This window comes from Desulfuromonadales bacterium (genome assembly GCA_035620395.1).
Classification (GTDB): domain Bacteria; phylum Desulfobacterota; class Desulfuromonadia; order Desulfuromonadales; family DASPGW01; genus DASPGW01.
On record DASPGW010000160.1, the window covers coordinates 1 to 15,478 of the forward strand.

Consider the following 15,478-nt stretch of genomic DNA (forward strand, 5'->3'; position numbering starts at 1 on the left):
TTGTTTGCCGCGCATATCCTGGTCCTGGTCCGCCTCAGCCGCAAACCCGGCGGCGGTCGGGATTTTCTCTATTCCGGCTCTCGTCATGACGGCACAACGGCGCCATGATCCCCTTCCCTTCACTCCCCGAGCGATGTCCGCATGAATGAATACCGCAAGGAGACCCTCGCCAACGGCCTGCGCGTGGTGACCGTGGAAATGCCGCACCTGCACAGCGCCGAGATGGCCTGCTACGTCAAGGTCGGCGGTCGCAACGAGGAACTCGCCACGGCGGGGATTTCCCACTTTCTCGAGCACATGATCTTCCGCGGCACCGGCGACTTTCCGACCAGCCTCGAGCTGGAGCGGGCCTTCGAGGCGATCGGCGGCGCGGTCAACGCCGCCACCGATGCCGAAACCACCTGCTACCACTCGCGCCTGCATCCCGACCGGATCGCCGAAGCGGCGGCCCTCTTCGCTTCCATGCTGCGCCGGCCGCTGCTCGCCGACCTGGAGATCGAACGTCGGATCATCCTCGAGGAAGCACTGGAGGATCTCAACGAGCGCGGCGAGGAGGTCAACCCCGACAACCTGACGGCCCGGCTGCTCTGGCCCGGCCACCCGCTGAGCCTGCCGACCATCGGCAGCCGGGATTCAATCCGCGGCATCGGCCCGGAGGACCTGCGCCGCTACCACGCCGCCTACTACACCCCCGGGAACGCGGTGCTGGTCGTTGCCGGCCCGGTGGGCCACGAGGCGGTCACGGCGGCCGCCGCCGAGCATTTCGGTGACTGGCAGGGGGCGGCCGTCCCGCCGACCCAACTGCATCCCGGCAGTGACGGGCAAGGCTCGCCCGAGGCGATCTGGGTGCACGACTCCGACTCCCAGGTCTCCGTCCAGTTCGCCTTTCGCCTCCCCGGCCGGCAGAGCCCGCACGCCGTCTCGTTGCGCGTGCTGCGCCGGATTCTCTCCGGCGGCGGCACCTCGCGCCTGATGCTGCGGCTGCGCGAGACACTCGGCCTGACCTACAGCATCGAGGCCAACCTCTCCCTGTTCGAGGAGTGCGGCTGCTTCTCCATCGACTTCTCCGTCGCGCCGGAAAACCTGGCAGCGGCGGCAGGCGAGGTCCTGGCGGTCCTGACCGAAATCTGCTGCGAGCCGGTGGGGGAGGCGGAACTGGCCCGCGTGGTGCGCAGCTACCTCTACGACCTCGACTTCAGCCGGGACCATGCGGACGACATGACCGTGCGCTACGGCTGGGGGGAACTGGTCGGCTACCTGCGGACACTGGATGCGGACCGGCGGGAGATTGCCGGCGCCGACGCCGAAACGCTGCTGGCGACGGCACGCGAGCTGTTCGTCCCCGGCGCCCTCAAGGTCGCCTTTGCCGGACCCTTCGGAGCGAAGGACCGCAAAATGGTGGAGAAGCTGCTTACGGGGTATCGGAAGGGCGTCTGACCGGTCGGACCCGTCCGACGGGTCCGACCGACCATTCAGGAAATCTTGATCGTCTTGTACAAGAAGTTCTTGAACTTGAAGAAGGTTTTTCGCTCTTCATCGTCGTCGCTGCGCGGATCGCAGGCGCGCAGCAGCTCCGCCGCCTTCGGCATGGTGGCTGCGCCCTGGGCCCGGGCCAGGTCCACGACCTGCGCCACCACGTCCCGCGAGATGCGGTTTTCCGAATAGGGGAGGTGGACGGCGCTCCAGAAGTCCTGCTCGCCGCGGGCGATGGCGGCGAAAATCTCCCGCGCCGCCTGCTCCGTCAACCGCTCCACCGCTCCCTCCTCCTTCTCCCCCATCTCCTGGTTCCCCCGCGCCTGGCGGATATCCTCCTCGGAAATGATGCGTCCCTTCCTGAAGAAGAGGGCACGCAGCAGGATGCTGCGCAGCTCCCGGACGTTGCCGGTGAAGTGGTGCTGGGCGAGCAGCAGCTGGGCGCCGCGGCTGAGAACCGGGGCATCCTCCTCCCCCTCATCGGGCTTCTTGTAGACCAGGTAGAGCTTGCCGAGAAAATGGGTGGCGAGGTCGGGGATATCCTCGCGGCGCTGGTTGAGGGAAGGGACCTCCATGGTCAGCTCCGAGAGGCGGTGGAAGAGGTCCTCGCGGAATTTCCCCTCGCGGATCAGCTGCCGCAGATTGCGGTTGGTGGCCGCCACGAGCAGCACCCGGGCGTAGCGGGTGGTGTTCTCGCCGAGCCGGACAAAGCCGCCGTTGTCGAGGAAACGCAGCAACTGCACCTGCGTCTTGGGGTCGGCGTCGCCGATCTCGTCGAGGAAGACGACGCCGCCGTGCGCCTCCTCCAGGATGCCCTTGCGGTCGGTGTGGGCGCCGGTGAAGGCGCCGCGTTTGTGGCCGAAGAGCTCCGAGTAGGTCAGCTCGCCGCTGTAGGCGGCGATGTTGGTCTTCTTCACCGGCAGCTCGCCGCGCGGGTCGAACTTCTCCTGGTACATCTCGTTGAGGCGGGAGAAGATGTTGTTGAAGAGGAACTCCTTGCCGCTGCCGGTGTCGCCGGTGATGAGGATGGACGGCAGTCCCAGGGTCGCCTCCTGGAGGTCGCGCTGGGTCCACATGGCGATGCGGTTGAAGATCGGCGGGGTGATGCGGTGGATGAAACCGACCACTTCGTTGGCCTTGGCCGAGTTGCCGATGATGTTGCCCAGCTTGTAGGAGGAGATCTTCGGGTCCTTGTAACCGACATCGCTGCGCAGCCGGTTGACCTCGGTGGTCAGCTTCTCGATGCGCAGCAGGTCCGAGAGGTGGCGGGCGATCATCCGTTCGATGATCAGCAGGATGCGCTTGTGCTCGTCGGTGAAGTGCCAGGGGCGCAGGCTGTCGAGGCAGATGACGGCGATCACCTGGTCGTCGCAGACGACGGGGACGGCGATCTCGCTCTTGATCACCTCGGTGATCTCCCGGTAGAAGCCACCCGAGCGTTTCTCCTCGGCGGTATCCGCCACCAGGTAGGGTCGGCCGGAGAAGGCCACGTAGCCGGTGAGGCTGCGCTCCTCCGGCGGCAGCTTGTGGCCGCCGACGCGGATCGGCGGAATATTCTTCTTCAGCCACTCCTTGCTCTTCGCCCCCACCAGCCGGCCGTCCGACTCCTCCACCACCAGCCACTTCTCGCCCTCCTGCTCGCGCACCAGGGCGATGCTGCCGGTGTCGGCGCCGATCAGTTCGGCCGCCTTCGAGAGGATGCGCGAGAGAAAGGTCTGCGATCCCTCGAACTTCTCCTGCAGCAGATCGTTGATCTCGGCCAGCACCTGGATCTCCATGTGCTCCTCGCCGATCTCCTGGATGACCCGCTGCGCCATCTCGGCGTGCGCCTCGAGCAGCCCCTTTTCAAAGTCGCTGAAGTGGTAGGCCTCGCGGGTGAAGTAGTTGACCAGGCAGATTACCCGTCGGCTGCGCGGCTCGTACCTGGGCACCACGTAGAGCGACTTCATCCCCAACTCCTCGGTGAGGTAGCGCTTCTGCAGCAGGGTTTCGGAGGGGAGGTCGGGAAAGTAGAGGGGGGAGAGCAGGGTGTCGTCGACGATGATGCCGGCGCTGTTGATGTAGCGCGACAGCAGCGACTTGCCCGGTCCCAGGCTGATCAGTTTCTCGTCCTCGTAGAGCAGCCTCGCCTCGCGCTCCTTGGAGTAGGAGGCGAGCACCTGCAGCCCTTCCTCCCCCGCTCCCGGCGCCAGCGGCGAGGGGATCAGCACCGAGGCCAGCGAGAGCTTGTCGATCAGCCGCACCGCCGACTTGACCATGGTGAAGGCCGCCTCCTTCTTCTTCGCCTCGTCGACCCGGCGGGCCAGCAAGATCTGCTGGTGGTACTGGCGGGCCTGGTCGATGACCGGTACCACCTCGTCGAAGAAGCCCTTGATGGCCCGCCGCTGGGCCTCGGCCGGCAGCTGTCCCTTGCGACTGCTGTCGATGCAGAGCACCCCCACCGAGCGCCCCTTGTGCAGCAGCGGCAGGTGGTAGCTGGAGCGGATGGCGAAGCGTTCGGCCAGCTGCCGGGCAAAGGCGCTGGGGAAGGTCGCCATGTCCTCCACCTGGGCCTCCTCCTGGGTGACGTAGACGCGGGAGACGAGAAAATCGGTGGTATTGATGGGAAAGGCCTGCTCGCGGATCGCCTTGGCCTGCAGGCCGGTGACGGCGGCGCAGGCGAGGCTGCCGCTGGTGAGGTCTTCCAGGTAGATGCGGCAGCGGTTCATGTGGGTGACGAGGTTGACCGCCTCCAGCGCCACGTGCAGGATGTCTTCGATGTTCTCCTTGCCGTAGCTGCGGATCTTCTGCGACAGCAGGGCGAGGCGGGAAACGACGGCTGAGTCCATGGGGCTCTCCAGGTGTGTAGATAAAGTACTCGGAGAGTATAGGGCGGTTGGCAAGGCTTTGTCAAAGGGGGCGGGAAGATTGTACTTTCGGCGGGCCGGAAACGGCGGAAAATACAGACAAATGAAAATAAATTGGTAGACTTTTCCAATGCGCCGAGGTTTCGGATGTGGCGAAGGCGTAAAGCGGTTCAATGCTGCGGCGTCAGGGCAGCGAAGAGCAAGGAGTTGGGGGAATGCGATGAAGACAGAAGAAGGCGGGCGATCGCCCTCGGCCGGCGGAACGGCCCTGCGGATATGCCTCATCTATGCCGTGGTGGCAATCATCTGGATCGTCCTCTCCGACTGGGCGGTGCTTCGGCTGACCGGGGAATCCGCCGCCTGGCGCATCCAGACCTTCAAGGGTGGACTGTTCGTCGCGGTGACGGCGGTTCTCCTGTTCGTTCTGATCCGGCGTTCCTTCTCGTCGCTGGCCGCCGCCGGAAAAGTGTTGCGCGAAAAGGAAGGTCTTCTGCAGAAAATCGTCCAGACGATGCCGGTCGGCGTCTGGATTGCCGACCGTGAAGGCAACATCGTGATGCACAACCCCGCCGGGGAGGAGATCTGGGGCGAGGTGCGGCTGGTCGGCATCGGCGACTACGGCCAGTACAAGGGATGGTGGACGGAGACCGGCGAACGCATCGCCGCCGAAGAGTGGGGGATGGCCCGGGCCATCCGCAGGGGCGAAACCTCCCTTAATGAGCTGATCGACATCGAGAGCTTCGACGGCGCCCGCAAGACCGTCCTCCACTCGGCGATGCCCCTGCTGGACGCAGAAGGGAAGATCACCGGGGGGCTGGTCGTCAGCCAGGACGTCAGCGAACTGCGGCGGGCCCAGGAGGCGCTCCGGGAGAGCGAGGAGCGCTATCGCCACCTGTTCGAGAAGAACCCTCATCCCATGTGGATCTACGACCTGGAGACCCTGCGCATTCTGGCCGTCAACGATGCCGCCGTGGAACATTACGGCTACCCGCCCGAAGAGTTCCTCGCCCTGACCATCAAGGACATTCGACCCGCCGAAGACGTCCCGGCGCTGCTGGAGAATACCCGGCAGCCGGCGGACGGGGTCGGCCGTTCGGGGGTCTGGCGCCACCGGAAAAAGGACGGCAGCATCATCTCCGTCGAGATCATCACCCACGCTCTCGAGTTTGAAGAAAGGGGGGCGAAGCTGGTGCTGGCGCACGACGTGACCGATGCGCTTCGGGCCCAGGAGAGCATGCGCCGCCTCAACCGGACGCTCAAGGTCCTCTCCCGCTGCAACGAGACGCTGGTGCGAGCCACCGACGAAAAGACGCTGCTGCACGGGGTTTGCGACATCCTCGTCTCCCTGGGGGGCTATCTTCTCGCCTGGGTCGGTTTCCCCCGCCTGGACGCTGCCCGGACGATCAAGGTGGCCGCTCACGCCGGCGCGAATGGCGACTATCTGCAAACGCTGCAGTTGAGTTGGGGTGACAACGAGCAGGGGCGGGGCCCCACCGCCCTGGCGATCCGCGAGGGGGAAACCGTGGTGAGCCGGCAGCCAGGAACGGATCCCCGTTTTCCCCATCTGCGGGCGATGATCGACGATCTCGACATTTCGGCTATGATCTCCCTGCCGTTGCGCTCCGGAGGGGAGTCGCTCGGCGCGCTGACCATCTGCAGCGCGGACGCCGAGGCTTTTGACCAGGAGGAGGTGAAGCTCCTCTCCGAACTGGCCGAGGATCTTGCCTACGGCATCGCGTCCCTGCGCACTGCCGCCGCCCGGCAGCAGGCCGAGGAGTCGCTGCGGCTGCGCAACCGGGCGATCGAGGCGAGCAGCAACGGCATCATGATCTGCGACGCCGCCAGCCCCGGGGTGCCGATCCTCTACGTCAACCCGGCCTTCGAGCGCATCACCGGCTACCCAGCCGACGAGATGCTCGGCCGCAGTCCGCGCCTCCTTGCCGGCCCGGATACCGAGCAGAAGGGACTGGTCGACATCGGGGAGCGCCTGCGGCTGGGCGAGCAGTCGGAAGGAGTGGTTCGCAGTTACCGCAAGGACGGCAGTCTCTTCTGGAGCGAACTGTCGGTAGCACCGGTGCGCGATGCCGCCGGCAGGGTGACCCACTTCGTCGGCATCCTCGACGACGTCACCGCGCGCAAGCGCTACGAGGAGCAGCTCGAGCACCAGGCCAACTACGACGCCCTGACCGACCTGGCCAACCGCAACCTGCTGGCCGAGCGCCTGCAGCAGAGCCTGCTCTATGCCGACCGCTCGCAGCGGCTGGTCGCCGTCCTGCTGCTTGATCTCGACCGCTTCAAGATCGTCAACGAAAGTCTCGGTCACGGCCAGGGTGACGTACTGCTGCAGAGAGTGGCCGAGCGGCTGAAAGCATGTGTGCGCGATGCCGATACGGTGGCCCGGCTCGGCGGCGACGAGTTCGTCATCGTGCTGGCCGAGGTGGCCGAAGTCGGGGATGTCGGGCTGGTGGTGCAGAAGATCCAGAATGCTCTGCGCCGGCCGTTCGCGGTCGCCGAGCGCGAACTCTACGTTACCGCCAGCGTCGGCATCAGCCTCTATCCCGCCGACGGACAGAACGGCGAGAGCCTGATCCGCCATGCCGACATCGCCATGTACCGTGCCAAGGAGGAGGGCAGGAACACGTTCCGCTTCTTCTCCCCGGAGATGAACCTGCGCATCATGGAAACCCTCGACCTCGAGGCCGACCTGCGCCGCGCCCTGGAGCGTCAGGAGTTCGTTCTCCACTACCAGCCGAAGGTCGATATCGCTTCCGGCCGGATCACCGGCTGCGAGGCGCTGGTGCGCTGGCAGCACCCGGAGAAAGGAATCATCCCCCCCGGTGCCTTCATCCCCCTGGCCGAGGAGACCGGGCTGATCGTGCCGCTCGGCGACTGGGTGCTGCGCACCGCCTGCAGCCAGAACCGGCAGTGGCAACTGGAAGGACTTCCCCACATTTTCGTGGCGACCAATCTCTCCGCCCGCCAGTTCCTGGAGACGGATCTGGTTGAAACGGTGCAGCGAACCCTGCGGGAAACCGGCCTGGAGCCGCAGTACCTTTCGCTCGAGGTGACCGAGAGCCTGATCATGAAAGACCCGGCGGGAGCTGCAGAAACCATGCGCCGGTTCAGGGAGCTCGGCGTCGGGCTCTGTCTCGACGACTTCGGCACCGGCTATTCGAGCCTCAACTATCTGCGCCGCTTCCCGGTCGGCTGCCTGAAGATCGACCGTTCGTTCATTACCGATGTCACCACCGACGCCAGCGCCGCCGCGGTGGCCACCAGCGTCGTCGCCATCGCCCACAGCCTCGGCCTGATCGCCATTGCCGAGGGAGTGGAAACGAAGGAACAGCTCGACTTTCTGCGCCACTGCGGCTGCGACAAATTTCAGGGGTATTACTTCAGCAAACCGCTGCCGGCCGAAGCGTTCGCCGCGCTGGTGCGGGAGGGACGCCGGCTCGAATGACCCGTCTCGACCTGAACGTTAAAATCTCGCTGATCGTCTCCCTGCTGATGATTTTGGTCGTTGCGGGGCTGGGCTTCTTCATCCACGCCTATTTCGTCGGCCAGTTCAAGAAGACCATCTCCGATGCCCAGTTCACTCTGGTAGCGGAAACCGCCTTCCACCTGGACGACAAGATCGGCCTGGTCCAGTCGCAGTTGGTCGGGGTGGCGGAGAGAATCGGGCCCGAGGACCTCGTAAGTCGGGTACAGGCGCAGGAATTCATCGACGACGAAAAGGATACGACGCTGCTGTTCGACAACGGTCTCTTCCTCTTCTCCCTGTCGGGGCAGATGTTGGCCGGCTCCGATGTGGAACCGCAAATGTGGACGTGGGACTACTCTGCCCGCGATTTTTTCCGGAAAACGGTCGTCTCTGGCCGGCCAGTCATCTCCGACCCCTTTCTCTCGATCAAGGTCCATCAGCATCCGGTCGTCGTCTTCACCGCCCCCGTGTTCGATGCCGCCGGCAAGGTCATGGCGGTGTTGGCCGGCAGTTTCGACCTGAAGGGGAACAATTTCCTGGCCCAACTGGCCGGCGTCAAGGTGGGGAAGGAGGGCTATCTCTACCTCGTCAACACCGACCGCACGCTGGTCGTGCATCCGGACCCGCAGCGCACGGGCCAGCGGGATGTGCCGATCGGCGCCAACCCGCTTTTCGATCAGGCGATGGCGGATTTCGAAGGGACGGGTGAGACGGTCACCTCGCGGGGATTATCTGTTCTCGTCTCCTTCAAGCGCCTGCAAAAGGTCGACTGGATTCTCGCCGCCAACTATCCGCTGGCGGAGGCGCATGCGCCGGTCAACCGGGCCATCCAGTATGCGGCACTGGCGACCGGTGCCGCCATTTGCCTCTCGCTCGCCCTGATCTGGATCTGCATGCGCTACCTGACTTCGCCGCTGCGGCAGTTGACCGGCCACATCCGACAGCTGGCGGGCAGGGCCTGCGACATGACGCCGCTGGCGGTGCGCAGGCGCGACGAGACCGGCGAACTGGCAGAGGCCTTCAACCAGCTGATGGCCCGGCTGTGCCAGGCCGACCGGGAACTGCGCAAGCTGACCCGGGCCGTCGAGCAGAGTCCCTCCGCGATCATCATCACCGATACGGAGGGGAAGATCGAGTACGTCAACCCCGCCTTCAGCGCGGCTACCGGCTACCGCTCCGAAGAGGTGAGAGGAGAAAATCCCCGCCTCCTCAAGTCGGGGGAGCAGTCGCCGGAGGTCTACAAGGAGCTGTGGGAGACGATCCGTTCCGGGCGGGAATGGCGGGGCGAGTTCCACAACAAACGGAAGGACGGCACCTATTACTGGGCCGACGCCACCATCGCGCCGATCGCCGATGAGGAGGGCCGGATCACCCATTATGTCGGCGAACAGGAAAACATAACCGAGCGCAAACGCATGGAGGAATCGCTGCGCGAGTCGGAACGCTTCGCCCGCGCCACGGTGGACGCCCTTGCGGCCCACATCGCCATACTCGACAATTCCGGCACCATCGTTGCCGTCAATCGCGCCTGGCGCGACTTCGCCGATGCCAACCCGCCCGTCTCCGGCAACGTCTGCGAGGGGGCCAACTACCTGGAGGTCTGCGCCGCGGCGAAGGGGGAAGGAGAGGAGGATGCGCGGGCTTTTGCCGCCGGCATCCGCGAGGTCCTGGCCGGCACCCGCGAGAAGTTCACCCTGGAGTATCCCTGCCACTCCCCCTTCGAGCGGCGCTGGTTCGTCGGCCGGGTGACCCGTTTCGCCGGGAATGGAGCGCTGCGCGTGGTTGTCGCCCACGAGGACATCACCGAACGCATGCTCAGCGAGGAGCAGATTTTGGTGATGGCCCACCATGACTCCCTCACCGGGCTGCCCAACCGGCTGCTGCTGCAGGACCGATTGCAGCAGGCTCTCGCCCACGCCGGGCGCAACGGTCAGACCGTTGGCGTGATGTATCTCGATATCGACCTTTTCAAGCAGATCAACGATACCCTCGGCCACCAAATCGGGGACCAGGTCCTCAAGGGGTTTGCCGGCCGGCTCGAAGGGTGCGTGCGCCGGAGCGATACGGTGGCGCGGATGGGTGGGGACGAGTTCGTCATCGTCATTGCCGGCATCGCCGAGCCGGAGGGGGTGACGAAAGTCGCCCGCAAGATCATCGAGAGGATGCAGGCGCCGCTGCGGCTCCCGGAGCGGGAGGTGCCGGTGTCGACCAGCATCGGGGTGGCCCTCTTTCCCCGGGATGGGGAGGAGGGCGAAGCGCTGCTGAAATATGCCGACCTCGCTCTCTACGAGGCGAAACAGCAGGGGCGCAACCAGTTCCGCTTTTACGCGAAACCCTGACCCGGCGCCGGCGTCCCTGCCCGGGGGCGGTCAGGCAAATAAAGGGAGGTTTTGCTTGTAAAAGCGGCAGCTTTTTACGGGGTAGGTCCAAAATTAAAACCAATTTTGTTAAGCTTGCGTGAGTTTGTTTGCCATCGTCTGCACAGGAGAGCAGCTTGCCTGTATCGCCTCCCGCCATTCGACGTTCGCCGCGCCGCTCGTCGCTGGGTACCTGGTTCGGCCCGGCCTTGCTGTCCGGTGTCTTCCTGCTGGTGTTGGGGATGCTGCTCTGGCTGGTGCAATCCGACCGGCATCGGCAGCGGCAGGCCGAACTGGCCGATGCCGCGATTTCGGTGGGAGAAAGCCTCCGGTTACGGTTGGACGGGAACCGGGATTACCTCCTCCTGCTGGCCGCCGAGCGGGCAAGAGGCACCCTCGGCGCCGATGATTTCCAGTGGCGTGTCAGCCGCTACGTGACCGATCATCCGGAATTGCTCAACGTCACCTGGGTGGACGCGGATTTTGTGATCCGAAATGCCGCCCCCCTGGCCCCCAACCGACAGATCATCGGCCTGGCGCTCAGCCTGCCCGAGCCGGAACGTGCCTCGCATCTGGCGCGGGAGCAGCGCCAGCCGGTTTACACCCGTCCCTTCGAGGCCATTCAGGGGAAACCCTCCTTCGAATTGTGGGTACCCGTCTTTCGCGGCGAGGAATTTCTCGGTCTGTTCGCCGGCGTCTATTCCTGCGCGCAGCTGCTCGAGCATACCGTTCCCCAGGCGGTGTCCCGTCGGCACCATGTCCAGTTGCTGGAGAAGGGCGGCAGTCTGCTGGCCGAACTGCGGCCTGCCTCCCCGCTGCGGACGGAATGGACACGCGAGGTGGCGCTGTCGGCCCCGGGGCACGGGGTGATTCTGCGTCTGGTCGGTATCGAGGCGGACGCCTTGCGGGGAGAGCTGCTTCTTGTGGTGGTGCTGTGCATCGCCCTGGCCCTCGGCATGGGTTACGGCCTTTGGGCGCTCAAACGCGACGCCGCCGCGCTGCGGGAAAGCGAGGCGCATTACCGCAACACCCTGGACACCATGCTGGAGGGTTGCCAGATCATCGGTTTCGATTGGCGCTATCTGTATCTCAACGCGACCGCCGACAGACATAACCGGCGGCCCGGAGAAGAGCTCCTGGGCAAAACCGTGATGGAGTGCTGGCCCGGGATTACAGCAACCAGGGTCTTCGATCTGGAAAAGAGCTGCATGGAAGACCGGACAACCCATCATCTGGAGAATGAATTCGTCTTTCCCGACGGTTCCCGGGGGTGGTTCAGGCTCATCATTCAGCCCATGCCGGAAGGGATTGCGATCTATTCCGAAGACATCACCGAGCGCAAGCGGGCCGAGGAAGAGATCCACAAACTCAACGAGGAGCTGGAAGCGCGCGTGGACGAGCGCACCGCCCAGCTGGAAGCCGCCAACCAGGAACTGGAGGCCTTCTCCTACTCCGTCTCCCACGACCTGCGGGCGCCGCTACGGGCCGTCGACGGCTATACCCGGATTCTGCTCGAAGACCACGCGCCCCAGCTCGATGCCGAGGGGCAACGGGTCTGTGGGGTCATCAGCGACAATACCCGCCGAATGGGCCAACTGATTGACGATCTGCTCACCTTCTCCCGTCTCGGCCGGGTGGAGATGCACCCCGTGCCGATCGATATGGCGTCCCTGGCCAGTTCGACCTTCGACGAGGTGACGGCGCCGCAGGAGCGCGAGCGCATCGACTTTCGCGTCGGCCCCCTGCCGGCGGCGACCGGCGACCCGGCGCTGCTGCGTCAGGTCTGGGCCAACCTGCTCGCCAACGCCGTCAAGTTTTCAGGGAAAACAGAGCGGGCAAGCATCGAGATTCAGGCCTGTCGCGAGGGGGACGCCATCATCTATTCGATTCACGACAATGGCGCCGGTTTCGACATGCGCTACGCCGGCAAGCTCTTCGGCGTCTTCCAGCGCCTGCACAGCGCGCGGGAGTTCGAGGGGACCGGCGTCGGTCTGGCCATCGTCCAGCGCGTTGTTCACCTCCACGGCGGCCAGGTCTGGGCCGAAGGGGCCCCCGGTGCGGGGGCGACCTTTTATTTCACCCTGAAGCAAGGAGGGATGTAGGCATGGACTATCCGCAGGCGGTCGACATTCTGCTGGTCGAGGACAACCCCCATGACGCCGAACTGACCATCCGGGCGCTCAAAAAGCGCAACCTGGCCAACCAGCTCCATCTCGTGGAGGACGGCGCCGAGGCCCTCGATTTCATCTTCTGCCGCGGCGCCTATGCCCAGCGGGAGATGACCAATCCGCCCAAGGTCATCCTCCTCGACCTGAAACTTCCCAAGGTCAGCGGCCTCGAAGTTCTGCGGGCGTTCAAGGCGGATGCGCGGACCCGGTCGATCCCGGTGGTGGTCGTCACCTCCTCCCGCGAAGACCCCGACATCCAGACCGCCTACGCCCTCGGCGCCAACAGCTACGTGGTCAAGCCGGTCAATTTCGACGCTTTTTTCGATGCCATGAGCCAACTCGGCTTCTACTGGCTGCTGCTGAACCAGCCGTCGCAGTAAAATGGCCGCAACCTTTTTTTTGGAGCACAGGCAGGGTGACCGAATGGGCGATGTAACGCGAATTCTGATCGTCGAAGATCTGCCGGCGGATGCCGAACTCAATGAGCGGGAGGTACGCAAGGTCCTGCCTTTGGCCGAGTTCCGGCGCGTCGAGACCCGGGACGACTTTCTTTCGACCCTCGCATCCTTTCGCCCCGATGTGATCCTGTCGGACTATCAGCTGCCCGGGTTTGACGGCATGACGGCGCTGCTGCTGGCGCTGGAGCTCGTCCCCGAGACCCCCTTCATTCTGGTCACCGGTTCGATGAACGAAGAGACGGCCGTGGCCTGCATGAAGGCCGGCGCCTGGGATTACATCCTCAAGGATCACCTCCGCCGGCTGGGGCCGGCGGTCCTGATGGCGCTGGAGCAGCGGCGTCTGCGCGACGCACATCGCCGGGCGGGGGCGACGCTGCGGGAGAGCGAGGAGCGCTATCGGAACCTCTTTGAGAACAACCATGCGGCCATGCTGCTGATCGATCCGGATACCGGCTGGATTGCCGACGCCAATCCGGCGGCAGCGGCCTACTATGGCTGGACCCAGGCGGAGCTCTGCCACAAGAAGATGAGCGAGATCAACACGCTCTCCCCGGCCGAAGTGCAGGCGGAAATGGACCGGGCGCGCCGGGCGCAGCGCAGCCACTTCCATTTTCGGCACCGCCTGGCCGATGGATCGGTCCGGGATGTGGAAGTCTTCAGCGGGCCGATCGCTCTGTCCGGCCTCTCCCTGCTCTATTCCATCGTCCATGACATCACCGAGCGGAAAAAGGCCGAAGCCGGCCTGCGCCTGTCGCAGTTCTGCATCGAGCACGCCGCCATCGGCATCTTCCGGATCGATGAAAACGGCAACATCGCAGAGGCCAACGACCAGGCCTGCGCGAGCCTCGGCTACAGCCGCCAGGAGCTCTGCGCCCTGACGGTCTTCGACATCGATCCGACTTTCTCCCGGGAGAGATGGCTGGAGCACCGAAAGCAGATGCGGTCCACGGGGGCCGGGACCATTGAGACCCTGCATCGCCGCAAGGATGGGTCCGTCTTCCCGGTCGAGGTCACCGTCAACTACCTCGAATACGAGGGGCAATCCGTCTCCTTCTCCTTTGCCCGGGACATCACCGAGCGCAAGGGAGCAGAAGAGCAGCTTCGGTACCAGGCCACCCACGACGAACTGACCGGGCTGGCCAACCGGGCCCTGCTGCAGGACCGCCTGGAGCAGTCCATCCATTTTGCCAACCGCTCCCAGCGGCTGGTGGCGGTGCTGCTGCTCGACCTCGACCGCTTCAAGGTCATCAATGACAGCCTCGGCCACGGCTTCGGCGACGAGCTGCTGCGCAGCGTGGCCCGGCGGCTGGAACAGGCCGTGCGCGAAGCGGACACCGTGGCGCGAATGGGGGGGGACGAGTTCGTCATTCTGCTGGCCGAGGTGGCCGAAGGGGATGATGTCGGGCTGGTGGCGAAAAAAATCCTGGAAAATCTGACCCGGCCTTATCAAATCGCTGGCCGGGAGATTACGGTGACCGCCAGTATCGGCGTCAGCCTCTATCCCCGGGACGGCGCCGACGGCGCGACCCTGCTGCGCAATGCCGACCTCGCCATGTATCGGGCCAAGGAGGATGGGGACACCTTCCACTTCTATGCCCCGAAGATGGACCAGAGAGTCCATGAACGGCTGGAGCTGGAGGCCGACCTGCGCCGCGCCCTGGAGCGCGGCGAGCTGTTGCTGCACTTCCAGCCCAAGGTCGACCTGGGCAGCGGCGAAATCGCTGGCGCCGAAGCCCTGTTGCGCTGGCAGCATCCGCAGCGCGGCCTGATCGCACCGGGGATGTTCATCCCTCTCGCCGAGGAGACCGGTCTGATCCTCCCCATCGGCGACTGGGTGCTGGCCACCGCCTGCGCCCAGGTCCGGGCCTGGCAAGACGCCGGGTTGCCGGTGGTCCCGGTGGCGGTCAACCTCTCGGCCCGGCAGTTCCGCAAGGCCGATCTGGCCGAAACCGTGCACCGCGTCCTCCGGGAGGGCGGCATCGCGCCCCGCCTGCTGGAACTGGAACTGACCGAGAGCATGATCATGCGCGATCCGCTGGCCGCAGCTGCCATCATGCAGCAACTCAAGGCGCTGGGCGTGAGTCTGGCGCTGGACGACTTCGGCACCGGCTATTCCTCCCTCAACTACCTGCGACGCTTTCCCGTCGACTGCCTGAAGATCGACCGCTCCTTCATCAGCGATGCGGCCGGCGATCCGAGCGCCGCCGCGGTCGCCACCAGTATCGTCGCCATCGCGCACAGCCTCGGCCTGCATGCCATCGCCGAGGGGGTGGAGACGAGAGAACAGCTCGACTTTCTGCGCGACTGCGGTTGCGACAGTCTTCAGGGATACTATTTCAGCCGGCCGCTACCAGCCGAGGCGTTCGCCGCCCTGCTGCGGGAAGGGCGACGGCTCGCCTGAGGCGCCTCTGCTCGCCGGTATCGGCGAGGCGGCGCTTGGCGCTCGGGGTAGAGGGTTTGGGTGAGGGGCGGCCAAGTCGGCCGCCCCTTCGCTGTCAGAGCCCCAGATCACCGGCCACCTCCTGCATCGCCCGCAGGCAGATCTCGCAGAACTCGTCGAGCGGGATGCCGATCTTTTCGCATTCGGCGATGGTCTCCCGGTCGGCGCCGGCGGCGAACTGCCTCTCCTTGAAGCGCTTGCGCACCGACTTGGGCTGGACGCTGGCGAGTTTCCGGTCCGGATAGACCAGGGCGG

Annotated in this window: 8 protein-coding genes; 6 read left to right on the forward strand and 2 right to left on the reverse strand. The window is 65.2% G+C overall.

Features of this window, described 5'->3' with window-relative positions:
- Positions 1-141 precede the first annotated feature (141 nt).
- A complete protein-coding gene (locus tag VD811_08630) occupies positions 142-1,437 on the forward strand; it encodes a pitrilysin family protein (protein HXV21036.1) in 1,296 nt (431 codons plus the stop codon).
- Positions 1,438-1,472: 35 nt separating this feature from the next.
- On the opposite strand, the gene VD811_08635 is transcribed toward VD811_08630, so the two are convergent.
- Positions 1,473-4,301, reverse strand: coding sequence for a GPMC system transcriptional regulator (locus tag VD811_08635; protein ID HXV21037.1), 2,829 nt, complete (start codon positions 4,299-4,301; stop codon positions 1,473-1,475).
- A gap of 238 nt (positions 4,302-4,539) precedes the next feature.
- On the opposite strand from VD811_08635, the gene VD811_08640 reads away from it, so the two are divergent.
- The 5 genes from VD811_08640 (at position 4,540) to VD811_08660 (ending at position 15,184) form a co-directional block, all read left to right on the forward strand.
- On the forward strand, positions 4,540-7,779 hold the full coding sequence (locus VD811_08640) for an EAL domain-containing protein (GenBank protein ID HXV21038.1): 3,240 nt from the start codon (positions 4,540-4,542) through the stop codon (positions 7,777-7,779).
- Positions 7,776-10,139: a diguanylate cyclase gene (locus VD811_08645; protein HXV21039.1), complete on the forward strand. Its 2,364-nt coding sequence runs from the start codon at positions 7,776-7,778 to the stop codon at positions 10,137-10,139. The genes VD811_08640 and VD811_08645 overlap by 4 nt, the downstream gene beginning before the upstream one ends.
- Positions 10,140-10,294: 155 nt before the next feature.
- Entirely contained in the window at positions 10,295-12,259 is a 1,965-nt protein-coding gene (locus VD811_08650; GenBank protein HXV21040.1) for an ATP-binding protein, read from the forward strand.
- A gap of 2 nt (positions 12,260-12,261) precedes the next feature.
- A complete protein-coding gene (locus VD811_08655) occupies positions 12,262-12,705 on the forward strand; it encodes a response regulator (GenBank protein HXV21041.1) in 444 nt (147 codons plus the stop codon).
- A gap of 43 nt (positions 12,706-12,748) precedes the next feature.
- On the forward strand, positions 12,749-15,184 hold the full coding sequence (locus VD811_08660; GenBank protein HXV21042.1) for an EAL domain-containing protein: 2,436 nt from the start codon (positions 12,749-12,751) through the stop codon (positions 15,182-15,184).
- A gap of 94 nt (positions 15,185-15,278) precedes the next feature.
- Here the strand turns inward: VD811_08660 and VD811_08665 are convergent.
- Positions 15,279-15,478, reverse strand: a 200-nt coding sequence (locus VD811_08665; GenBank protein ID HXV21043.1) for a hydrolase, incomplete at its 5' end; no start/stop codon positions are given.

Excerpts from the sequence above, each read along its gene's own strand:
- VD811_08640 (HXV21038.1), top strand. The coding sequence starts at position 4,540 with ATGAAGACAGAAGAAGGCGGGCGATCGCCCTCGGCCGGCGGAACGGCC.
- VD811_08645 (HXV21039.1), top strand. The coding sequence starts at position 7,776 with ATGACCCGTCTCGACCTGAACGTTAAAATCTCGCTGATCGTCTCCCTG.
- VD811_08635 (HXV21037.1), bottom strand. The coding sequence starts at position 4,301 with ATGGACTCAGCCGTCGTTTCCCGCCTCGCCCTGCTGTCGCAGAAGATC.
- VD811_08660 (HXV21042.1), top strand. The coding sequence starts at position 12,749 with ATGGGCGATGTAACGCGAATTCTGATCGTCGAAGATCTGCCGGCGGAT.
- VD811_08655 (HXV21041.1), top strand. The coding sequence starts at position 12,262 with ATGGACTATCCGCAGGCGGTCGACATTCTGCTGGTCGAGGACAACCCC.
- VD811_08630 (HXV21036.1), top strand. The coding sequence starts at position 142 with ATGAATGAATACCGCAAGGAGACCCTCGCCAACGGCCTGCGCGTGGTG.